19 protein-coding genes, 2 tRNA genes and 1 rRNA gene are annotated in these 21,392 nt (G+C 64.5%); 6 read left to right on the top strand and 16 right to left on the bottom strand.

The features are described from left to right. Positions 1–36: 36 nt before the first annotated feature. From ACZ5BT_RS05620 to ACZ5BT_RS05605, 4 genes are all read right to left on the bottom strand, one after another. Positions 37–2,954, bottom strand: a 23S ribosomal RNA gene (locus tag ACZ5BT_RS05620). Between the two features lie 13 nt (positions 2,955–2,967). Next, a complete protein-coding gene (locus tag ACZ5BT_RS05615; protein ID WP_464885628.1) occupies positions 2,968–4,119 on the bottom strand; it encodes an integrase core domain-containing protein in 1,152 nt (383 codons plus the stop codon). Positions 4,120–4,348: 229 nt separating this feature from the next. Then, positions 4,349–4,933, bottom strand: coding sequence for a trimeric intracellular cation channel family protein (locus ACZ5BT_RS05610; RefSeq protein WP_464885627.1), 585 nt, complete (start codon positions 4,931–4,933; stop codon positions 4,349–4,351). 140 nt (positions 4,934–5,073) lie between these two features. Then, on the bottom strand, positions 5,074–5,670 hold the full coding sequence (locus tag ACZ5BT_RS05605; RefSeq protein ID WP_464885626.1) for a DOMON domain-containing protein: 597 nt from the start codon (positions 5,668–5,670) through the stop codon (positions 5,074–5,076). Between the two features lie 191 nt (positions 5,671–5,861). On the opposite strand from ACZ5BT_RS05605, the gene ACZ5BT_RS05600 reads away from it, so the two are divergent. The 3 genes from ACZ5BT_RS05600 to ACZ5BT_RS05590 all read left to right on the top strand — a co-directional run bounded on the left by ACZ5BT_RS05600 (position 5,862) and on the right by ACZ5BT_RS05590 (position 7,289). Continuing rightward, entirely contained in the window at positions 5,862–7,046 is a 1,185-nt protein-coding gene (locus ACZ5BT_RS05600) for an MFS transporter (RefSeq protein WP_464885625.1), read from the top strand. A gap of 52 nt (positions 7,047–7,098) precedes the next feature. Next, a tRNA-Ser gene (locus ACZ5BT_RS05595) sits at positions 7,099–7,188 on the top strand. An 8-nt stretch (positions 7,189–7,196) separates the two neighbouring features. Beyond that, positions 7,197–7,289: transfer RNA gene (locus ACZ5BT_RS05590), tRNA-Ser, on the top strand. 123 nt (positions 7,290–7,412) lie between these two features. On the opposite strand, the gene ACZ5BT_RS05585 is transcribed toward ACZ5BT_RS05590, so the two are convergent. Next, complete coding sequence (locus ACZ5BT_RS05585) at positions 7,413–7,802, bottom strand: hypothetical protein (RefSeq protein ID WP_464885624.1); 390 nt, start codon at positions 7,800–7,802, stop codon at positions 7,413–7,415. Positions 7,803–7,822: 20 nt separating this feature from the next. Here ACZ5BT_RS05585 and tyrS point away from each other — a divergent pair, with 20 nt between their 5' ends. Continuing rightward, entirely contained in the window at positions 7,823–9,139 is a 1,317-nt protein-coding gene (tyrS, locus tag ACZ5BT_RS05580; protein ID WP_464885623.1) for a tyrosine--tRNA ligase, read from the top strand. A 10-nt stretch (positions 9,140–9,149) separates the two neighbouring features. Then, on the top strand, positions 9,150–9,698 hold the full coding sequence (locus ACZ5BT_RS05575) for a hypothetical protein (RefSeq protein WP_464885622.1): 549 nt from the start codon (positions 9,150–9,152) through the stop codon (positions 9,696–9,698). Here the strand turns inward: ACZ5BT_RS05575 and ACZ5BT_RS05570 are convergent. Beyond that, the gene (locus tag ACZ5BT_RS05570) at positions 9,652–10,242 is read right to left on the bottom strand and encodes a QcrA and Rieske domain-containing protein (protein ID WP_464885621.1); all 591 of its coding nucleotides are present in this window, start codon (positions 10,240–10,242) and stop codon (positions 9,652–9,654) included. The two genes, ACZ5BT_RS05575 and ACZ5BT_RS05570, sit on opposite strands and share 47 nt — an antisense overlap. 66 nt (positions 10,243–10,308) lie before the next feature. Here ACZ5BT_RS05570 and ACZ5BT_RS05565 point away from each other — a divergent pair, with 66 nt between their 5' ends. Then, positions 10,309–10,725, top strand: a complete 417-nt coding sequence (locus ACZ5BT_RS05565) for a DUF2203 family protein (RefSeq protein WP_464885620.1) — start codon at positions 10,309–10,311, stop codon at positions 10,723–10,725. A gap of 24 nt (positions 10,726–10,749) precedes the next feature. Here ACZ5BT_RS05565 and ACZ5BT_RS05560 read toward each other — a convergent pair whose 3' ends face one another. The 10 genes from ACZ5BT_RS05560 to ACZ5BT_RS05515 form a co-directional block, all read right to left on the bottom strand. Further along, entirely contained in the window at positions 10,750–12,048 is a 1,299-nt protein-coding gene (locus ACZ5BT_RS05560) for a TRAP transporter large permease (protein WP_464885619.1), read from the bottom strand. Further along, a complete protein-coding gene (locus ACZ5BT_RS05555; protein ID WP_464885618.1) occupies positions 12,045–12,626 on the bottom strand; it encodes a TRAP transporter small permease in 582 nt (193 codons plus the stop codon). Before ACZ5BT_RS05555 ends, ACZ5BT_RS05560 begins: the two co-directional genes overlap by 4 nt. Positions 12,627–12,692: 66 nt before the next feature. Beyond that, positions 12,693–13,673: a TRAP transporter substrate-binding protein gene (locus tag ACZ5BT_RS05550; RefSeq protein WP_464885617.1), complete on the bottom strand. Its 981-nt coding sequence runs from the start codon at positions 13,671–13,673 to the stop codon at positions 12,693–12,695. A 120-nt stretch (positions 13,674–13,793) separates the two neighbouring features. Continuing rightward, complete coding sequence (locus tag ACZ5BT_RS05545; protein WP_464885616.1) at positions 13,794–14,876, bottom strand: DUF917 domain-containing protein; 1,083 nt, start codon at positions 14,874–14,876, stop codon at positions 13,794–13,796. A gap of 1 nt (position 14,877) precedes the next feature. Beyond that, positions 14,878–15,966, bottom strand: coding sequence for a DUF917 domain-containing protein (locus ACZ5BT_RS05540; RefSeq protein ID WP_464885615.1), 1,089 nt, complete (start codon positions 15,964–15,966; stop codon positions 14,878–14,880). Further along, complete coding sequence (locus tag ACZ5BT_RS05535) at positions 15,959–17,500, bottom strand: hydantoinase/oxoprolinase N-terminal domain-containing protein (protein WP_464885614.1); 1,542 nt, start codon at positions 17,498–17,500, stop codon at positions 15,959–15,961. Before ACZ5BT_RS05535 ends, ACZ5BT_RS05540 begins: the two co-directional genes overlap by 8 nt. After that, positions 17,497–18,510 (bottom strand): ABC transporter ATP-binding protein, encoded by a 1,014-nt coding sequence (locus ACZ5BT_RS05530; RefSeq protein ID WP_464885613.1) that lies wholly within the window; start codon positions 18,508–18,510, stop codon positions 17,497–17,499. The genes ACZ5BT_RS05535 and ACZ5BT_RS05530 overlap by 4 nt, the downstream gene beginning before the upstream one ends. Further along, positions 18,503–19,474, bottom strand: coding sequence for an ABC transporter ATP-binding protein (locus ACZ5BT_RS05525; protein ID WP_464885612.1), 972 nt, complete (start codon positions 19,472–19,474; stop codon positions 18,503–18,505). Before ACZ5BT_RS05525 ends, ACZ5BT_RS05530 begins: the two co-directional genes overlap by 8 nt. Then, a complete protein-coding gene (locus ACZ5BT_RS05520) occupies positions 19,471–20,325 on the bottom strand; it encodes an ABC transporter permease (protein ID WP_464885611.1) in 855 nt (284 codons plus the stop codon). The genes ACZ5BT_RS05525 and ACZ5BT_RS05520 overlap by 4 nt, the downstream gene beginning before the upstream one ends. A gap of 1 nt (position 20,326) precedes the next feature. Further along, complete coding sequence (locus ACZ5BT_RS05515) at positions 20,327–21,343, bottom strand: ABC transporter permease (protein ID WP_464885610.1); 1,017 nt, start codon at positions 21,341–21,343, stop codon at positions 20,327–20,329. Positions 21,344–21,392: the final 49 nt, after the last annotated feature.

Here is a 21,392-nt window from a genome sequence, read left to right as displayed (position 1 = left end):
GACCATAAGCGGGCAGAGCTTACCCTTGAGTGCTTAGCGGTCAAGGCCTCGGACCATTAGGACCGGTCGGCTCAACGCCTCGCGACGCTTACACCCCCGGCCTATCTACCCGGTCGTCTCCCGGGGTCCTTACCGGCTTCACGCCGTGGGAGGCCTCATCTCGGGGCAGGCTTCCCGCTTAGATGCTTTCAGCGGTTATCCCTCCCGCACTTGGCTACCCAGCTCATGCCCCTGGATGGACAGCTGGAATACCAGCAGTGCGTCCACTCCGGTCCTCTCGTACTAGGAGCAGACCCCCTCAAGCCTCCTGCGCCCGTGGCGGATAGAGACCGAACTGTCTCACGACGTTCTGAACCCAGCTCGCGTGCCGCTTTAATGGGCGAACAGCCCAACCCTTGGGACCTTCTTCAGCCCCAGGATGCGACGAGCCGACATCGAGGTGCCAAACCTCCCCGCCGCTGTGGACGCTCGGGGGAGATCAGCCTGTTATCCCCGGGGTAACTTTTATCCGTTGATCGATGGCCCTTCCACACAGAACCACCGGTTCACTAGGCCCGACTTTCGTCCCAGCTCGGCTTGTCAGCCTCGCTGTTAGGCTCCCTTCTACCCTTGCGCTCTCCAGCGGATTTCCGTCCCGCCTGAGGGAACCTTTGGGCGCCTCCGTTACACTTTGGGAGGCGACCGCCCCAGTCAAACTGCCCACCAAGCGCTGTCCCCCAAAAATGGGGTTAGGCCTCCAGACATCTCAGGGTGGTATTTCACCGACGCCTCCACCAGCCCTGGCGAGCTGGCTTCACAGGCTCCCACCTATCCTACACAGAGATGCCCAAAGACCAACACCAGGCTGCAGTAAAGCTCCACGGGGTCTTTTCGTCCTGCCACGGGTAGGCCGCATCTATACGGCCAGTTCAATTTCACCGGGCCCCTCGCCGAGACAGCGCTCCGGTCGTTACGCTTTTCGTGCAGGTCGGAACTTACCCGACAAGGAATTTCGCTACCTTAGGACCGTTATAGTTACGGCCGCCGTTCACCGGGGCTTCGGTTCAGGGCTCTCACCCCTCCCCTTGACCTTCCGGCACCGGGCAAGCGTCGCTCCCTATACGTCCACTTACGTGTTCGCAGAGAGCTGTGTTTTTGGTAAACAGTCGCCAGAGCCTATTCACTGCGGCTGCCTCGGGCTCATCACCCTAGCGCAGCACCCCTTCTCCCGAAGTTACGGGGCTAACTTGCAGAGTTCCTTGGCGAGGGTTCTCCCGCGCGCCTTGGTGCCCTTACACCCGCCCACCTGTGTCGGTTTCCGGTACGGGCACTCCACCTTCATCGCTTAGAGGCTTTTCTCGGCCCCCTGGCCTCAGCGGGTTGTCACCCCTAAGGGCTTCCCGACCTGCCGCGAGCTCTCGGCGTGCGGATTTGCCTGCACACCGCCCCCAAACAGGCCGCCGGGCTCAGCCATGGCTCCGGTCCGCCTAGCCTAGGACGTCCCCCCATCGCTCCAGTGGAGTGGGGCCGGAATATTAACCGGCTTCCCTTCGGCTTCGCCTCTCGGCTACACCTTAGGCCCCGCCTAACCCTACGCCGACGAACGTTGCGTAGGAACCCTTGGGCTTTCGGCGGTGGGGATTCTCACCCCACTTCTCGTTACTCATGCCGGCATTCTCACTTCCCTTGCCTCCAGCAGACCTCGCAGCCCGCCTTCACAGACCTCGGGAACGCTCCCCTACCACTCAAAGGTTAAACCTCTGAGTCCGCAGCTTCGGCCCTAGGCTTAAGCCCCGCTCATTTTCGGCGCAGGGTCACTCGACCAGTGAGCTATTACGCACTCTTTAAATGATGGCTGCTTCTAAGCCAACATCCTGGCTGTCTCAGCAACCCTACATCCTTCCCCACTTAGCCTAGCCTCCGGGACCTTAGCTGGCGGTCTCGGTTGTTCCCGTCTCGGACACGGACGTTATCGCTCGCGCCCTCACTCCCAGGGTCCAACTCGTACCCTTCTGAGTTTGCCAGGGTTTGGTAGGCTGGTGGGCCCCCTAGCCCTAGCAGTGCTTTACAGACACGAGTTAACCCCTGAGGCTGACCCTAAAGTCATTTCGGGGAGAACCAGCTATCTCCAGGCTCGGTTAGCTTTTCACTCCTAACCCCAGCTCATCCGAAGGGTTTTCATCCCCCACCGGTTCGGCCCTCCACTGGGTCTCACCCCAGCTTCAGCCTGGCCAGGGCTAGCTCGCCTGGTTTCGGGTCTGCAACACCTGACTCGCGCCCTTTCAGACTCGGTTTCCCTCCGGCTTCGCCTCTCGGCTTAACCTCGCCAGGTGTCGCAAGTCGCCGGCTCATGCTTCAAGAGGCACACCACAACATAGGCTAACCGCCTACGCCGTGATTGCTCGTAAGCGCACGGTTTCAGGCTCTATTTCACTCCCCTCCCGGGGTTCTTTTCACCTTTCCCTCACGGTACTGGTCCACTATCGGTCACCCGGAGTACTTAGCCTTAGGCGGTGGTCCGCCTAGATTCCCCCATGGCTCCACGAACCACAGGGTACTCGGGTACGCGACCCAGAGAGCGCCCCCACCTTTCGCCTACAGGGCTCTCACCTTCTCCGGCCCCCCTTTCCAGTAGGGTTCGGCTAGATGAAAACACTCCCCGGGACAAAGCCCCAGTCGCGCCCCACAACCCCGGCGCGCAAGCACGCCGGTTTAGGCTCTTCCCCTTTCGCTCGCCGCTACTCAGGGAGTCGACTTTCTCTTTCCTCTCCTCTGGGTACTGAGATGTTTCAGTTCCCCAGGTTCCCCCCGCCACATCCGTGACGGTGACCGGTGTTCCCACCGGCCGGGTTCCCCCATTCGGACATCCAGGGATCAACGCTCGCTACCAGCTCCCCCTGGCTTTTCGCAGGTAGCCACGTCCTTCATCGGCTCGGGTGCCAAGGCATCCACCGTGCGCCCTTAATACCTTGACCCTCATTCACTGCTTCACTCGCTCTGCCCGCTTGTCATGGTCCCCCACGCCCCGTAGGACGCAAAGATAAAATTACCACCGGGAAAGAAAACTGTCAAGAGGGTGTAATCGGTCAACACATCTGAGACTCTTTTGGGGACCGACTCCGCTTGCATTCTAGCCAGGAACTCAAGAGGCGCAAGGCCGTTGAGCGCACGATGGGGCCTCCTGCGGTTGTAGTAGTCCAGATAGGCGTCGAGCTCCCTTTGGAGCTCGGGGATCCGGGAAGGCAACGGCCGGGTGTAAAACTCCTCCCTGAAGGTCCGCTGCATCCGCTCCACGTGGCCATTGAGCTTGGGACTTCTCGGGGGCAGCACGAAGAGCTCGATACCCAAACGTTGGCAAGTTTCCTCAAACTCGGCCATGAACTCGCTGCCACCGTCCACCTGAATGGCCCTGACGGGAAAGGGGGCCTGGGTGATGAGGTGGGCCAGAAAGCCAGCTGCTAGGTTGGCCGTGGCCCGGGTGTGCACCTCGGCCAGGGAAAAGCGGGTGTAAAGGTCTACCGCCGAAAAATGCTTGACGACCTCCCCGGGTCCTAGGGTCACGGTAAGGGTGTCCACCTGAACCAGGTCGCCGGGTGAGGAGGCGACGTAGCTTTTGGGTTTCCTCCTGGCGTAGGGGCGCCTGGGCCTTCGCTTCACCTTCCCCCGTCTCGCCCGGGCCAGGAAGGCGGCCACGCTTTCAACACGACGGTGCGCTCCCAGGTGGGCCAGGATGCGGCCCACGGTGCGTTCGCTAACCCCAAAGCCTTGCTTCCCCAAGGCCAGCCAGATCGGCCAGCGGCCCCAGGTGGGGTTTTGCTTCCTCAAAGTTTCAATCGCAATGAGAAGTTCGGGCGTCCAGTGGAGCTTTCGTCGCAACCGCCTTGGGCGTTTGGATCTGGGCCCAAGGCCTTTGAGGCCTTCTTCCCTGAGTCGCTTTTTCCAGCGGTAGTAGGTGGCTCGGCTGATTCCCACCAGGGACTGGATCTCGGACCAGCCCACCTTGTGTTTCCGGAACGCCTCGACTTGTTTGAGCTTTCGCAGACGGTCTTGGACCGTGGGGTCGCCCGCTCCAGCCTCCTGGAGCACCTGGGCTTTCCTCGCCCCCCTCCATACCTCCCGGCCAACCGTTGTAAGCTGCATACGTGGGGACCTCCTCTCTCCTGGAGTGGTCCCCACATTCTTATCGATTCGGTCTCACATGTGTCTGTCCGGGTTCAGAGGGTGTCATCGGTCAGCGCGTCCAACCACCCCCCCTTTCTGTGACCCTGCGCGTCTCGGCGATGGGGTGGACCATGTCAGCGTCGAAAACCGGCAGGTGTGGTTGGCGGAATCCAGCCGAGGCTGCCGAAGCAACACCCCACCGCCTTCCTTACTGAGCCCGAGGCAACCGGAGCCCCAGCACCCGGCTCAGCAGCCGGACCAAAACGACAGTCACCGCGGCCAATGGCACCGCCGCCTCGCTGCCCGCAAGGTAGAGGACCGCTGATCCGGCAGCCGCGGCGCTGGCGTAGAAGTCTCCGGCCCGGTAAAAGACCCCCGGAACCCGACCGGTAAGGAGATCACGGAGCACCCCGCCTCCGATCCCGCTCACGGTTCCGGCGAACACCGTCCCCCAAAAGCCGAGCCCTGACGAGAGCCCCTCAGCCGCCCCCAGGGCGGCAAAAACTCCAAGGCCGAGGGTATCAATGTAGTAGAGGTACCGCTCGAAGGCCCCCAGGGTTCGGGGGAGGAAGAACACCACTGCGCCGGTGAGCGCCACGACCCACAGCATCCCCTCGTCAAGGAGGGCGCGAGGTGGGAGACGACCCACGACCAGATCGCGTACCGACCCCCCGCCCACGGCGGTAATGCTGGCAACGAGCAGAACCCCGACGAAATCGAAACGCCGGCGGACGCCCTCGAGGGCACCCCCGGCAGCGAAAGCCAACGTACCCACCCAAACCCAAAACGCCATGCCGATACTCTGACACACCTCCCCCGCCCTCGCCCGGAGACATTCCCGAACCACCCCGCGCCGGCCCTTATGCACCTCAGCCAGGGATTCAAAAAAGGCGGACAGGCAGGGCCTGTCCGCCGAATCCAGCTCGCGAAGCGTCACTGGCCGAGTTCGATCTCCAGATCCTCCCGCGTCTTCGATCCGTGGTAGGTCTGGAAATCGTCCGCGGTGGGGTGATAGGCGATCATAATGCCGATCTCCTTGCCGAGCACGCCGTCGAGGGCCACGTCATAGCGGTCGCCGGTGTTGAGCTTGCGCACGAGTTCGACGGTCGTGCCGTTCGCATCCTCAGTACCCGCGACCTTCACAATGTCGTTGGTCCCACCGAGCTCGGTATCGAGTTTGGGCTGGCCCGGCGCCGGCACATAGAGATCCTCGGCGTAGGCTTTTCCATCCTTCACGTAGGCCATGAGCAGATCGGATTCCAGCATCGCCGGGTGGGCGTGACCCTCATCCCCCTCGCCGGGCCCCTCGATGCTCTCGAGGCCGAAGCCGACCCAGCCCTTGCCGGGGGCCTTCAGACCCAGGTAGAGGTAGCCATCGGACACCGTCCAGTAGATCTCCATCCCGATGTCGCTCTTCAGGGAATGCTGATATTCACCGGCTTTGATCACGCCGTCGACTTCAGGTCCACCGTGGGCCAGGGCCAAACCCAAGAACGCTCCCAGCAAGAAAACCAAAGACCTTCTCCCCATAAACTTCACACCTCCTTCGCTCTGGACGACACCTCGTCCACAGCCGTCACCCTATCCCCACCCCCCATGGGGTGGGTAGGGGCATGTGTCCCGAGTTCTCCCGGACCCCCACATCCTACGCCCTCAGCGCCGGCCGCACCACACCGGAGAGGGGCTTCCGAAAAAATAGTTTAAGTATTAAAGTATGTTCCATGTCTGCGATGGGCCTCCTGTTTGTCACGCTGTTCAACAGCATTCTCGGCCTTTCCATCCTCTTTCCCATCCTCGGACCCCTGGCTCGGGAGCTCGGTCTCAGCGAATTCCAGACCGGGCTTTTCTCAACCGCTTATGCCCTGATGCAGTTCCTCATGAGCCCCTATTGGGGAAGGAAGAGCGAGCAGCTGGGGCGGAAACCGGTCCTCCTCATCGGGATCACCGGATTCTCGATCTCCTTTTTCCTCTTCGCCTTCTTCGCCCAGCTCAGGCTCGAAGGCCTCCTGAGCACCGGGGCCGTCTTCGTGCTGTTGCTCCTGGCCCGCCTGATCGGGGGAACGCTCTCCTCGGCCACGCTCCCCACCGCCCAGGCCTACGTGGCCGACATCACCGGCCGCGCCGACCGCACCGCGGGCATGGCCATCATCGGGGCCGCCTTTGGCCTCGGCGTGATCGTCGGCCCGGGCATCGGCGGCGCCCTGGCACGGATCAACCTGCTGGCGCCGGTCTACTTCTCGGCCGGGCTCGCCCTACTCAACGCCCTTTTCGTGTGGCGAAGCCTTCCCGAGCCCAAACGCCACCTCCAGGTCCAGACCCCGCCACCGCTTCGTGCCACCGACGCCCGCATCTTCCCTCTCCTGCTGATCGGATTCGCGATCAACCTCGCCTCGGTCGGCATGGAGACCACCGTGGCCTTTTATTTCCAGGACAAGCTGGCACTGAGCGGCGAGGCCACCGCCCGCGCGGTCGCCATCGCCCTGGTGGCCTACGGCCTGGTGGCGGTGTTCGTCCAGGGTTTTCTCATCCGCCGCTTTAAGTGGCCGCCCCGCCTTTTGCTCTATGCCGGGATTCCGATCGCCCTGACCGGCTTCGTCGTCTTCCTCTTCGCCCAAACCTTCCTCGCGCTCGCCGTGGCCCTGGTGCTCCAGGGGCTGGGGCAAGGCCTGGCCTCGCCTGGGGTCACCGCGGCTCTCTCGCTGGTGGTGGGCGAGAACGAACAGGGCGCGGTGGCCGGCCTCAACAGCGCGGCCCAGGCCCTCGGACGCATGGTGGGGCCGCTCCTCGGAACCGGGCTCTACCAGGCTGTGCGACCGGAGGCGCCCTACGCCTTCAGCGCACTCTTGCTGCTCGGGGCCTGGCTTTTCAGCTTGACCCCGAGGACCGCCGAGCGACTCCGGGGTTGACAGCGCCTGCCAGCGCCGGCATCATGAAAAATGCGGTCTTGGACCGCGTTAGGGAGGGTTGGCCGAGCGGTTGAAGGCGGCGGTCTTGAAAACCGCTGTGGGTGAATGCCCACCGGGGGTTCGAATCCCTCACCCTCCGCCAAAGCGCACGGAGAGGTGGCCGAGTGGTCGAAGGCGGCACCCTGCTAAGGTGTTGTGCGGGTAGCCCCCGCACCGCGGGTTCGAATCCCGCCCTCTCCGCCAAAAAGCCCGCGAAAGCGGGCTTTTGATTTTGCCCCCGGCAGGTTTTTGGCATACCGACGCATGATTGGTGGCCGCTCGCGTTTTCCCAAGCTTCCCTCCGCAGCCAAAGCCGCGGCGGGGAACTTAGAGCGGCGAGGGTGCGAAACGCACCGAGAGCCAGTCCAGTCGCACCCAGCCTTTCGCCCGGCGCAAGGCGAAGTGGACGAAGTAGACTCCGGGCTCGAGTTTCTCTTTAAGCATCGCCTCAAAGCGGCCTTCGTACACCCGCACCTTGGTCAGGGGCCGCCCCTCCTGGCCGATCCAGACCCGCAGCTGACCTTCGCTCAAATCACCGCTCACCTGGATACGGATGCCGTCATCGAGGCCCAGAACCTTGATCTCGTAGGCGCGCTCGCCGGTATAGTTCCAGACACCCACCGGGGTGAAGGGTGGCACCCCGACCCACACGCCGTAGGTATTGGCGTACCAGTAACCCGCGAGGGCGATCAACGCGAGGAACAAAAGTTTTCCCACGGCTTCAGTATATTGGGGCCATGACGACCGAAGCGGCCTTGGCGATGCTCGAGCGCGGCGCGCTCGAAATCGTGCCCAGAGAAGACCTCGAGGACAAACTGCGCTCCGGCAAGCGCCTGGTGGTCAAGCTCGGCGCCGACCCCACCCGACCCGACCTCCACCTTGGGCACGCGGTCGTACTGAGGAAGATGCGCCAGTTTCAGGAGCTCGGGCACCGGGTGGTCCTGATCATCGGGGATTTCACCGGTATGATCGGCGACCCGTCGGGAAAGAACAAAACCCGACCCCCGATGACCCTCGAGGAGACCCGGGCCAACGCCCAAACCTATGTTGAGCAGGTGGGGAAAATCCTCATCACCGAGGATCCCGAGCGCTTTACCCTCCGCTACAACTCCGAGTGGCTCGAGCCGCTCGCGTTCAAAGAGCTCGTCTACATGGCCAGCCAAATCACCGTGGCCCAGATGCTGGAGCGAGAAGACTTCAAAAAGCGCTACCAGGCCAAGGTGCCCATCAGCCTCCACGAGTTCCTCTACCCCCTGGCCCAGGCCTATGACTCGGTCGCGATCGAGGCCGACGTCGAGATGGGTGGGTCGGACCAGAAGTTCAACCTCCTCGTAGGCCGCGAGATCCAGCGGGCCTACGGCCAAAACCCCCAGGTCGCCTTTCTCATGCCCCTGCTCGTGGGGACCGACGGACGGGAGAAGATGTCGAAAAGCCTCGACAACTACATCGGCGTGAGCGAGCCCACCCCCACGATGTTCAAAAAGCTCATGCGCGTCTCGGACGAGGCCCTCAAGGAATACTTCCGCCTGCTCACCGATCTCGAAGTGGAGGAGATCGATGCCCTCCTCGAGGCCGGGAACCCGGTGGGCGCGCACCGGGTCCTCGCCCGCCTGGTCAGCGGCGCCTACGCCTTCGCCCGCATCCCGGCCCGGATCGACCGCGAACTCTACGAGCGGCTCGGATATCGCCTGGAGGCCGCCGGGGCCGACAAAACCCCCGGGCCGAGCGAATACCCCGAGATCAGCGAACGGCTGGCCGAGGCCGAGGCCCGCTACGACCAGGTGGCCAAAGGCGGCATCCCCGACGACGTCCCCACCGTCACCATCGCCCCCGCCGAGCTCAAGGACGGACGCATCTGGGTCCCCCGCCTCTTTACCCTGGCCGGGCTCACGAAATCGAACGGCGAGGCCCGTCGCTTGATCAAAGACCGTGGCCTACGGATCAACGGCGAGATCGTGAGCGACCCCGAGGCCGAGGTCAGCCTGGAGGCGCCCCTGATCCTTCAGCGGGGCAGGGACAAGTTCGTTCGGGTGCGGCTCGAGGCGGCGGGTTAAACTCTGGCCAATGAAGCTCCAGCTTCGCTTTGGGGCCTGGGTCCTGGGAAGCACGATCGTGCTCGCGGCCACCCTCAACGCGCGCGAGGCGCTCAGCCTCTGGCCCTGGGCACGCCTCATCGCGCAGGCAGCGGTGGTAACGATCGGCGCGGTGTTCACCCACTGCGCCACCGGCTACGCGAACACGCTGGGGCGGAGGCGGGCGCTCGCGATCCTCATCCTCGCCAACCCGCTGAGCTGGGGCATGATCTGGCTGCTCGTCATCGGCCTCCTTTCGCTTTCGGAAAAACCGGATGCCATGAACCTCAACCTGGCGATCGGCACCTTCGCCTTGCTGTGGGTCGCGGTCTATGTCCTTTGGCTCGCGGGTATGGCCTGGGTCTTCAAGCAGCAAAACCTTTGGCTGGCGCTCCTCTACGGCGGGGCCTGGGCCCTCGCCGTCCCGCCATTCGTCCCCATACCGCCCCTCTGGCTGCTCCTCCTCGGCCTGGGGCTCATGGTCTGGGCCGGGCTCAGCCGGCCGCGGTGCGGGCAGGAACCCGGCTCTCAAAGGGCCTGAGCGGCACCTCGTGGCCGGTGGCGTAGATCACCCCCGCCTCGTGCTCCAGCCGAAGCCTTGGCAGCGGGTAGCGCGCGGGGCCGAACACCGCCTTGCCCGCCTGCAGCGGGTCGAAAGCCGAGAAGTGGCAGGGGCAGCCCAAGAAGGGGTGGTCGCTGCGGTAGTTGTAGGTGATGGCGCCGGCCTCGGGGTCGGGAACGAAGTAGACCAGACAGCCCTGGTGGGTGCAGATCCGGGACAGGGCCAAAAAATGGGCCCCATCGACCGTGAGCCCGCCGAGCTCGGGCTCGGGGACCCGGATGAGGATGCTCCTGAGCTGCCCGATACCGCTGACCGGGTAGAGGAACTCCTGGATATCCCAGACCTTGGCCAGAGACGCCACCGAAGCGACCTTCACCCGGGGCCCTGCCTTCCAGACCGGCTCGCCGGGGTTGGTCTTGGTGAACTGGATTCGCCAGGCCCGGAGGCCGAACCAGGCAAAAAACCCTCCCGTGGCCGCGGTCGGCACCACCCAGACCAGGTCACGCCGCGAGAGCTTCTTCATATCCCCACCCTACTCCCGGGGCCGGTCAGAACCATGAGATATTCTTGAGCATGGTATACTCAAGGTATGGGAAGCGCCCTCCGCGTCTACACCTACGACGAAGCCAAAAAGCTCGTCGATCTCCTTCAATTCACCGTTGCCCAGATGCAGGAGGCGGTTCGCGGTCTGGCCGAGGTGGAGGCCAAGCTCAAAAGCACCCCTGCCGGCAGCCCCGAGCACCGGGGCCTCGAAACCGAAGCCAGGTTCTTGCAGCAGGCCCTCGAGGCCGACCGGCTCGCCCTGGCCCAGTGGGGCGTCATCTTGCGGGACCTCGAGGAGGGCGTGGTTGACATCCCCTTCCGCCGGAACGGGGAGCTCGTCTACCTCACCTGGAAACTCGGCGAAGCGGCGCCCGCGTACTGGCACGCGGTCACCGAGGACTACCACGCCCGGCGGCCCCTCACGCCCGCCCTCGAGCGCGACTCGAGCTCGATTCGCTCTTAAGGCGGGCCGCACCTTGCGGCCCGCTTACACCCCGCCCTTCATCATCGAAGGCAGCCAGAGGCTGAGCTCGGGGAAGAGCACCAGGATCACCAGAACAAAGAGGAGCACCGCATAAAAGGGGACCACGCCCCGGACCACCTCGCCGAGGGGGGCCTTGGTGATGCCCGAGATCACGAACAGGTTGAGTCCCACCGGCGGGGTGATCATCGCCAATTCCATAGAAATCGTCATGACCACCGCGAAGTGAATGAGGTTAATATCAACCGCCTGCAGGATGGGCATGAGAACGGGAAGGGTGATCAGGATAATCGAGACCGCTTCCAAAAACATCCCCAAAATGATGAAGAGAATCGAGGTCACGGCGAAGACCTCGTAGCGGCCAAACCCGTGGTCGACGATCCATTCGGCAAGGAGCGCGGGCACCTGTTTATTGGTCATATAGAGCGAAAAGAGCATCGCTGCCGAGACGATGAGATAGATCATCGCCGTGATACCCACCGCCTCACGCAACATCGCCACCCACTCCTTCAGTCGCGCCTCGCGGTAGACGAAGAGCGAGATCGCAATGGCGTAAAAGAGCGCGATCACCGAAGACTCGGTGGGGGTGGCGACGCCGGTGTAAATCGTGCCCATGATCAGCACCGGCAGAAAAAATCCGGGAAGCCCCCACCATAGCGTGCGCCAGCGCTCTTTCCAGCCGGCGCGAGGCAGGCGTCCATAGCCCGCTCGGCGGGCGTACCACACCGAAAAGACCACCAGGCTCCCGCCGAGCAAAAGCCCTGGGATAATCCCGGCGATAAACAGCTTGCCGATCGACTGGCTGGTGGTAATGCCGTAGATGATCATGGTCACGCTGGGCGGGATCAGGATGCCGAGGGTGCCCGAGGTGGCCACGAGGCCCATGGCGTAGCGCCTGGAGTAGCCGTTTCGGATCATGGCCGGGATCGTCACCGAGCCGATCGCAGCGGCGGTCGCGGGCGACGAACCGGAGATGGCAGCGAAGATCATCGAGGAGACCACGACCACCACCGAAAGCCCCCCCGGCACGTGGCCCACCCAGGCCCGCACCGCCTCGACCAGGTACTTGGCGATGCCGCCCCTGGCCATCACAACGCCGGTGAAGACGAAGCCGGGAATGGCCAAGAGCGAGAACGAGTTGATGCCCTCGAACATCCTCGAGGGCACCTGGAGCAAATTGAAATTGCCGTCGAGCGCGAACGCGATCAGACTGGAAAACGCCAGCGCCACACCGATGGGAACGCGCAGCAATAAAAACAGCGCAAAAAATCCGAACAAGACGACCATCGCCAGGGAAACGCTCATACGCCCGGCACCTCCTCGGGCTCGCGGATCTCACCCCGCCAGAGGTCGTAGAAGTTCACGGCAAAGCGCAGACCAAATAAAAAGAAACCGAGTGGCAGGATAAACATCAGGATCCATTCGGGGATATCGGTATAGATCGAGCGGAGGTCGAGCATCTTTTGAAACATGATGAAGGCCCAGCCGGTGACCGCCAAAAACGCGGAGAAGGCCGCCCCCAAAAGGTGGGCCAAAAGGTCCAAAAAGCGCTTGCCGCCAGGCGGAAGCGCCGCGTGCAGCATATCCACGGTGATATGCCGGCGCTCGCGCAAGGCAAGCGAAAAACCAAACATCGCCCCCCAGGCGACGAACACCCGGGCAAACTCGTCCGCCCATCCCGGAGGGTTGTTGAGCACGTAACGCATAAACACGCTGATGAGAACGACGGCCAAACCGGTGCTCAAAAACACTCCGGAGAACACGTCTTCCACCAGCGCGAGCCCGCGTTTCAGTCGCTCTCCCCGCGCAATCGGCCAGGCCAGGGCGAACACCACCACGAGGAGCAAGAGAGCACGAAGCATGAGTTCGTTCAGGGTGACCATGGCACTCCCTACCAACGATGGGGCCGGGTGAGCAAAGCCCCCGGCCCCGAAACGATCGCCGAAGGCTTACCTTAGGGCCTTGATCGCGTTGATGAGATCCCAGCCGATCTTGGGCGCGTACTCGTCATAGACCGGTTGCATCGCCGCCTCCATGGCCGCCCGGTCCTCGTCGCTGAGCTCGACGACCTCCATACGCTGGCGGAGCTTTTCCAGCGCCCCCTGGTTCAGCCCGACCGCCTCCTTAAAAGCCACCTGGTTGGCGTAGGCGATGCCGTCCATGAAGATCTTCTTCTGTTCCGGGGTCAGGCTGTTGAGGAAGATCTTGTTGGTAATGACCACGTAGTCAAGGCGCCCGTGGCGGGTCAGCGAGAGGTACTTTTGCACCTCGTAGTAGCGCTGGGTGAAGATGTTGGAAAGGGTGTTCTCCTGGCCGTCCACCACCCCCTGGGCCAGGGCCTGATACACCTCGGAGAACGCGAGGGGCACCGCCGTGGCGCCAAGGGCCTTCATCTGGGCCTCGAGGACCCCCGAGGTCTGGGTCCGGAATTTCAGGCCCTTGAAATCTGCGGGGCGCCGGAGCGGTTTGTTGGCGGTGAAGTGTTTAAAGCCGTTGGGCCAAAAGCCAAGGCCCACCAGCCCGGCTTTATCCAGGCTCTGGAGGAGCTTCTTGGCGGCGTCCGACTCGGTAAAGCGCTTGAAGTGGTCGTTGTCCTTGAAGAGGTAAGGCAGGTCGACGAACTGGAAGGCGGGGTTATAGCCCTTGAGCTTGGTGGCCGACGGAACCAGAAGTTGAATGTTGTTGAAGATGAGCGCGTTGATCCCCTCCTGGTTGTCTTTATAGAGCTGGCTCGAGGGATAGAGCTCAACCTTCATCTCGCCCCCCGAAGCCTTTTCCACGTAGGCCTTAAACGCCTGGGCGGCCTTGCCTTTTGGGGTGTCGAGGGTGGTGACGAACGAGAACTTGATCACCACCGGCTTCGCCGCGAGCGCCAGCGACGCCCCGAGCGCGAGCGCCAGGCCTAGAATGATCCGCAGGGTACTTTTCATATTTACACCTCCACAAGGTTTGCGGGAGCATTTTAACTTCCTCCGCGCCCCGCCACAAGGCAAACCGCTTTTATAAATAAAAAGCCCCCGGCCAAACCGGGGGTATTCGCCGGACGTTCTTCAGCGGCCAAAGCGCGTTTCGACGGGAACGTACTCGATGTCGTAGCCGAAATACCGGGGCCCCACCAGCGCCAATCCCTCGGGACTCCGCCACAGCTCGGTGCAGGGAATCCCCACCGTGACCACCCGCAGGCCATAGCGCATGGCCTCGGTGGTCACCGGCTCCCCGGTCTCGGCATCGAGGAGGGTGATCAGGTCGGGGACCGAGACCACCACCTCACCGTCGCGGATGGCCACCAGGTGCTCGTTTTGAAACTCGATCTTGAGGGTGTGTCCACGGTCCTCGTCGATCCCAGCCAGCGTGGCCTCGCCTTTGGCGAACCCGCTCTCGGTGCGCCGGGCCACATCGATGATCTTGCCGACGAAGACCCGGAAACCGCCGGTCACCGAGAGCACCGCTTCGATGGGGTCCGCCTTATTCTGGTGCGCTTCGCGGATGCTCTTGCCGATCCGCTCGATCAGCGTGATCGTACCCCGCACCACCGCCTTTTTGACCTGTGAGCCGCGCATGGGGTAAAGCGCGATCATCGAAGCCCCGCCCATGTCAATGGTGATCGAGCGGGCAAAGCGCTCGGTCCAGCGGTTATCGATGGTGCTCAAAAGGGCGCTGTTGCCCTTGTCGTCAGCGAGCGTCATGGGCGTGGCCGAGATGCCGAAGAGCGTCGGCGTGACCATCTGGATTTCGGGGAAGGCCCGGCCCATGGTGTCGCCGTCCACGAGGGGAAGCCCGAGCCGGGCGGCGACGGAAAAGGGGACGGTGGAGTTGAGCCCGCCGGCCTCAATCGACATTACCGCCCTGACCGGGGTCCCCAAATAGGCCTCCAGCGCCTTGAAGGCCTTGACCACTTCATCGCCCCGGGGGAGCTTTTCCACCATCACCGTGGGCGCCCCCATCATCGCCGCCGGCACCACCAGGTCGTCGTCGCCCAGCTCGTCGACATCGATCAGCCGCACCGGCCCGTGTTCCCGAATCGCCTGCTGGGCCATGAGTTTGCCGATGTAGGGGTCGCCGCCACCGCCGGTGCCCAGCACTGCGGCCCCCATCGCGATGTCTTCCAAGGCTTTTTCATCAATCCAACGCATCTCACACCTCCCTCGCAAGCGGCCGGTAGGCCACGTCGTAACCGAACGCCGCCGGCCCCACCACCGCCAGGGCCTCTTTGGTCTTGAGCCGGGGGTGGGCGGGCAGACCCACCACCGCCACGCGGAACCCGTAGCGCACGGCCTCGGTGGTGATGGGCTCCGCAGTTTCGAGATCCAAAAGCGCGATCAGATCCGGCACGGTGGCCACCACCTCCCCGTCGCGGCGCGCGATCAGATTCTCGTTTTGCACCTCAATCACCATGGTCGACCCTTTATCGGCGTCGAGCCCCGACAACCGGATGTGACCGCGGGCGAAGCCCCCTTCGATCCGCCGCGCCACGTCAATGACCTTGCCCACGAAAAGCCGCACCCCGCCGGCGACCTCGAGCACCCGGGCGACGGGATCGTCGCGCGAGGCCCGGGCCCTTTGCACCTCCCGCCCCAGTTCGAGGGCCTGGGTCAGGGTGTGGGGGATGGCGCCGAATTTGAGAAAATCCCCGCCCATCGGCGGTAGCGCGAACCCGGCCGCGGCCCCCATGTCGATGGCCACGCTCCGGGCGAAGCGCTCCAACCAGTACATGTCTTTGACCTCGGCGAGGATCACCGCGTTGCCCTTTTCGTCGGCGAGCGCCGCCGGGGAAGGCCGAGCCCCGTAGATGAAAAAGCTCGTCATCTGCACCTCGGGGAAGGCCCGGCCCATCCCGTCGGCATCGAGCACCGGAAGCCCGGCGTAAGCCGCGGCGATGAGGGGCTCGATGGAGTTCGAGCCGCCGACCTCGGCCGCGACCAAGGCGGTGGCGCGGGTGCCGGTGAAGGCCTCGAGGGCCCGCAGCGCCCGGTAGCACTCGTCCCCTTTCTCGATCTTCTCGATCCCCACCACCGGGGCCCCGATGCCCCCGACGCTCACCACCACGTCGTCGTCCCGGAGCGCTTCAAAGGGCAGCACGCGAATTTCGTACCCCTTTCCCAGGAGCTCGCGAGCCCGCAGCATGCCGAGGTAGGGGTTCCCCCCGCCACCGGTGCCGAGGATCGCGGCCCCGAGGGCGAGGGCCTCGAGGTCAGAAGCTTCGAGTCGCCAGGTCCTAGGCAAGGCGAAGGTCCCCCACTGCTTTCACGCGCACCCGGGTGGCGTTGCCGGGCAAGTAGGCGAGGGGCACGTCCTCAACCTCGACCACCTCGGTGGTGGCCGGATCCGCCCCCGCCTCCACCGCCTTGCGCTTGGCCTCGCTCTGGGCCTCGGCCAGGGCCTTTTCGCGCGGGATCTCGTCCAGGGCATACACCCGGTCCACCTCACCGCTGATCTGGGCGATCGCCGCCCCCACGGCGTTGGCGACCGGGTAGTGGTCGGGCTTGATGGTGGGCAGGTCCGCCACCTTGTCCCGAACCAGAATGCTCCCTCCCCCCACCACGATCACCGGGATGGGCTCGGGGCTGAGGAGCATGCGGTCCACGGCGTCGGCGATCATCTGCTGCATCCGCTCGACCGCGGCCTTGACCAGGGCGGAATCGAGCCCCCTGACCCGCGCCGCTTCGCCGATCTCGGCCATGCCCGCGGCCACGGCGATGTCGGTGGCGGTGAGGGTCTGCCCACCGAAGACCAGCGCCTCCTCCGTGAGGCGAAAACCCACGCTTCGGGGCCCGATCTCAAGGGGGTCGGTCTTCACCAGCGAACCGCCGCCGAGTCCCAGGCTCAGCACATCGGGCATGCGGAAGTTGGTGCGCACCCCGCCCACTTCGACCGCGATGCTGGCCTCGCGGGGGAAGCCGTGGTGCAGCGCGCCCACGTCGGTGGTGGTGCCCCCGATGTCGACCACGATGGCCTCCTTGATGCCCGAGAGGAACGCCGCGCCACGCATCGAGTTGGTGGGGCCGGAGGCGATGGTCAGAACCGGAAAACGCTCGGCGAACTCGGCGTTCATGAGCGTGCCGTCGTTCTGGGTGATGTAAAAGGGGGCCTTGAGTCCGGCGTCGGCCAGGGCCCGCGAGAACGCGCCCACGATTTTGCTCCCGAGATCCTGGAGCGAGGCGTTCAAGATGGCGGCGTTCTCGCGCTCGAGCAACCCCACCCGGCCGATCTCGCTGGAGAGGGTGATCTGGGCCTCGGGAATGACCTCGCGCACGATCCTCGCCGCCTGGACCTCGATCTCGGGGTTGATGGGCGAGAACACCGCCGAGATGGCGATGTTCCTCACCCCCTTGGCCCGGATGTCCTCGGCGATCTTCCGCAGCTCCTCCGGGTCCAGGGGCGAGATCGGCCGGCCGTCGAACTCCCAGCCCCCGTGGGCGAGGTAGACGTGCTCGCCGAGGACGCTCCGCAGGTCCTCGGGCCAGTCGACCATCGGGGGCAGCGACTGGGTGGCGGGCAGCCCCAGCCGGATCGCCGCCGTCGGAGCCAGATCGCGCCTTTGCACGATGGCGTTGGTGAAGTGGGTGGTGCCGATCATCACCGCCCCCACCTCACCCGGGGGCAGCCCGGCGGCCTCGAGGACCTTCATCAGCGCCTCGAGCACGCCGCTGGTGACGTCCGCGGTGGTCGGGGTCTTCACCCAGCGCACCACCTCGGCCCCATCCATGATCACAGCGTCGGTGTTGGTTCCTCCTACGTCGATACCCACTCGAATCATTGCTTCCTCCTCTTCGTTTCGGCTTGGAGCGCGCCGTAACCACCTTCTTCGTGAACCCTCTGACAGGCCACCCAGTGCCCGGGTTCGATCTCCGCCAGTTGCTGATCGAGCTCCCGGCAGGCGGCGCGGGCGTAGGGGCAGCGGGTATGGAAACGGCACCCGCTCGGGGGATTGAGCGGCGAGGGGATCTCGCCCTCCAAAACCAAAGGCCGCCAGGGCATCAGCGGGTGTTCGCCGGGAATCGAAGACATGAGCGACACGGTGTAAGGGTGCTGGGGGTTTTCGAAGATCTTCTCCTTGGGACCGCTCTCCACCACCCGCCCCAGATACATCACCGCCACCCGGTCGGCGAGGTGGCTCACCACTGCCAGGTCGTGGGAGATGAAGACGCTCGAGAGGTGGTATTCCTCCCGCAAGCGGCGGATCAGATTCAAAAGCTGGGCCTGGACGCTGACGTCGAGGGCGCTGGTGGGCTCGTCAAAAACCACGAACTTCGGCTCGGTGGCCAGCGCCCGGGCGATCCCCACCCGCTGCTGTTGCCCCCCCGAGAGCTGGTGGGGGTAGCGCTCGGCGTGCTGGCGTTTGAGCCCCACCTGCTCGAGGAGCGAAATCGCCCGCTCGCGGGCCGCCTTGCCCCTGGCCAGCCCGTGCAGGATCATCGGTTCCATCACCACCTCGAGGGCCGTCATGCGGGGGTTGAGGGCGTCGGAGGGGTCCTGGAACACCATCTGCAGGGCCTTGCGTCGTCGCCGGAGCTCGGCTTCGGGCAGACTGGCGAGATCGTGAGCGTCGAACCACACCCGCCCCCCGCTCGGGCGCTCGAGCATCAGCAGCAGCCGCCCCAGCGTGGATTTACCGCTGCCCGATTCGCCCACCAGCGCCAGCGTCTCCCCGGGAAAGACCTCGAGGTCCACGCCGTCGACCGCCTGGAGGTGCCGCCGGCCGAACCACCCGGCGCGAAGGGGGTAGTGCTTGGCCAAGGCCTCGGCACGGAGCAACGGCTCAGGCATGGTCTCCCTCCTCGTAGAGAAAGCAGGCCGCAACCTGCCCACCGTCCACCGGCCGCGGCGCCGGCCGCTCGCGAAGGCAGCGATCGAAGGCGTGGGGGCAGCGGGGGTGGAAGCGGCACCCACCCGGCGGGTTGATCAGGTCGGGCACGCTGCCGGGAAGGGCCGGGATCTCCCCCGTATCCCCGAGCTTTGGCCTCGAGGCCAAAAGACCCTGGGTGTAGGGGTGTTTGGGGGTTTGAAAGACCGATGTCGTCGGCCCGAATTCCACGATCTCCCCGGCGTACATCACCGCGATGGCGTCGCAGACTTCGGAGGCCAGACCCAGGTCGTGGGTGATGAGGATCTGGGCGGTCCCGGTCTCGTCGCGCAGCCTTTTGAGGAGCCGGACGATCTGGGCCTGAACGGTGACGTCGAGGCCGGTGGTGGGCTCGTCGGCGATCAAAAGCTTGGGCCGGGCCGCGACCGCCGCCGCGATCATCACCCGCTGGGCCATTCCCCCCGAGAGCTGGTGGGGGTAGCTCGAAAGCCGCCGCTCGGGATCCGGGATCTGCACCTCGTGCAAAAGCCGCAACGCCTCTTCCCTCACCCGGCTTCTGGACACCCCCGCCCGGTAGCGGATCACGTGGGAAAGGAACCGCCCCACGCTGATCAGGGGGTTCAGCGCCATCCGCGGGTTCTGGAAGATCATGGCGATGTCCCGCCCCCGAAGGCGGGCCATCTCGGCCTCGGAGAGCAAAAGCAGGTCGCGGCCGGCAAAGCGGATCTGCCCGCCCACGATCTTCCCCGGCCGCCGCACCAGGCGCAGTATGGAAAACCCGGTCACCGACTTTCCGCTTCCCGTCTCCCCCACCAGGCCCACGATCTGACCCTCGGCCAGTGAAAAGTTGAGGCCATCGAGCACCTTGGCCACGCCCCGGCGGGTGAAGAAGTAGGTCCTCAGCCCTTTGACCTCGAGCAGGCTCATCGGTGTGCCCTCCTGGGGTCGAGCACGTCGGAAAGGCCGTCGCCAAGAAGGTTAAAGCCCAGCACGGTCAGGGCGATGAACACCCCAGGGAAGGTGTAGGACCACCAGTGCCCCTGCCAGAAGTCCTGAAGGCCCATGTTGATCATGACCCCCCACTCGGCGTTGGGGATGGCCACCCCGAGGCCCAGAAAGCTGAGGCCGGCGGCCTCGAGGATCGCCCAGCCAAAGTGCAGCGTGGCATTGACGAAGACCGGCGTCAGCGCGTTCGGGACCAGGTGCCGAAGGAGCACCCGCCAGGGCGGGTTACCCGAGGCCCGGGCCGCCAGGGCGTACGTTCGCTGCTTCTCCGAGAGCATCGAAGCCCGCATGAGCCGGGCGTAGCCGGGAATGTTGACCGCCGAGGTGGCGACGATCACCGTGAAGACGCCGGGTCCCAGGGCAAAGGCAATACCCATGGCCAGAATCAGCGAGGGAAAGGCCTGCAAGATATCCATGGTCCGCATGAAGAGTTCATCGAACCACCCGCCCCAAAACCCGGCCAGCGCCCCCAAAAAGCCCCCCACCAGGAGCGAGATCGCCACCGCGGTCGCGGCGATAAAGAGGTCGAGCCTGGCCGCCCAGATGACCCGGCTGAAGATGTCCTGGCCGAACTGGTCGGTCCCCAGCCAAAAACGCAGCGACGGCGGCTCCGAAACATGGTCGAAGTGCTTTTCAAGCGGCGGATACGGGGCGATCCAGGGGGCCAGCAACGCGAGCAGCACCATGCCGCAAACGATCCCAAGCCCCAGCATCGTGGTGGGGTTTTGCCGAAGGCGGTAGGCGGCTTCGCTCTGCCAAAGGCGTTTGATCACGTCACACCTCCACCCGGGGATCGATGGTGGCCACGGCCAAATCGAGCAGGAGGTAGATCACGACGTAAACCGTGGTCACGAGCAAGATGGCGCCTTGAATGGCCGGGAAGTCGCTGGCCAAAATGGCGTTCAGCGTGTACTGGCCGAGCCCGGGCCAGCTGAAGACGAACTCCACCAGGACCACCCCACCGAGGGCATAGCCGAAGACGCCGGCAAAAATGGTCAAAATCGGCACCAGGGCATTCCGGAAGGCGTAGTCCCAAAGCAAAACCCTTCGGGGAAGGCCGAGCGCCCGGGCGGCGCGCACGTACTCCGATTCCAGCGCCTCGACCATGGCCGAGCGGGTCATACGGGCCAGCGGGGCCATGGCGGTCACCGCCAGGGTGACCGAGGGCAGGATCAGCGCCGCGAGGGCCGCGCGAAAGGTCTCCCACTGGCCGGCCAGGAGCGCATCCAGCGTGTAGAGCCCGGTCACGTGGGGCGGGGGGCTCATGGTGGGCGGCAGACGGCCGATCGGCGGCGGGACCCAGCCCAGCTTGAGGAAGAAGACGTAGAGCAGCACCAGACCGAGCCAGAACACCGGGACCGAAACCCCCACCACCGCGATCACCCGCCCGGCATGATCGATGGGGGAATCCTTATTCAACGCGCTGATCACCCCCAGCGGAAGTGCCATTAAAACCGCGAGCCCCATGCCGTAGGCCACGAGTTCGAAGGTCGCAGGGAAGCGCTGGATGAGATCCTTGGTGACCGGCTGGGCGGTGGTGTAGGACGTTCCCATGTCGCCCTTGGTGAGGAGGTCGGAGAGGTAGAGCGCAAATTGCTGGTAGAAGGGCAGGTCCAGCCGGGCCTCGTGTTTCATCGCCTCGCGCTTTTCCTGGGAAATGTAGGGTCCGGCCACCCGATCGATGGGGTTGCCGGGGAGGATTCGGGTGAGGAAGAAGGCGATGAAGAGCGTGCCCAGGAGCACCGGAACCAAGAGAGCGGTCCTTCGGAGTACGTAGCGAATCACGCGCATGGCCTCTCCCAGGGGAAATCAAGCCCGGCCCGAATCTTCGGGCCGGGCG

This window comes from Vulcanithermus mediatlanticus (assembly GCF_055385885.1).
Note: the sequence above shows the minus strand (reverse complement) of the source record. Positions and strands in the feature narration are given on the sequence as shown.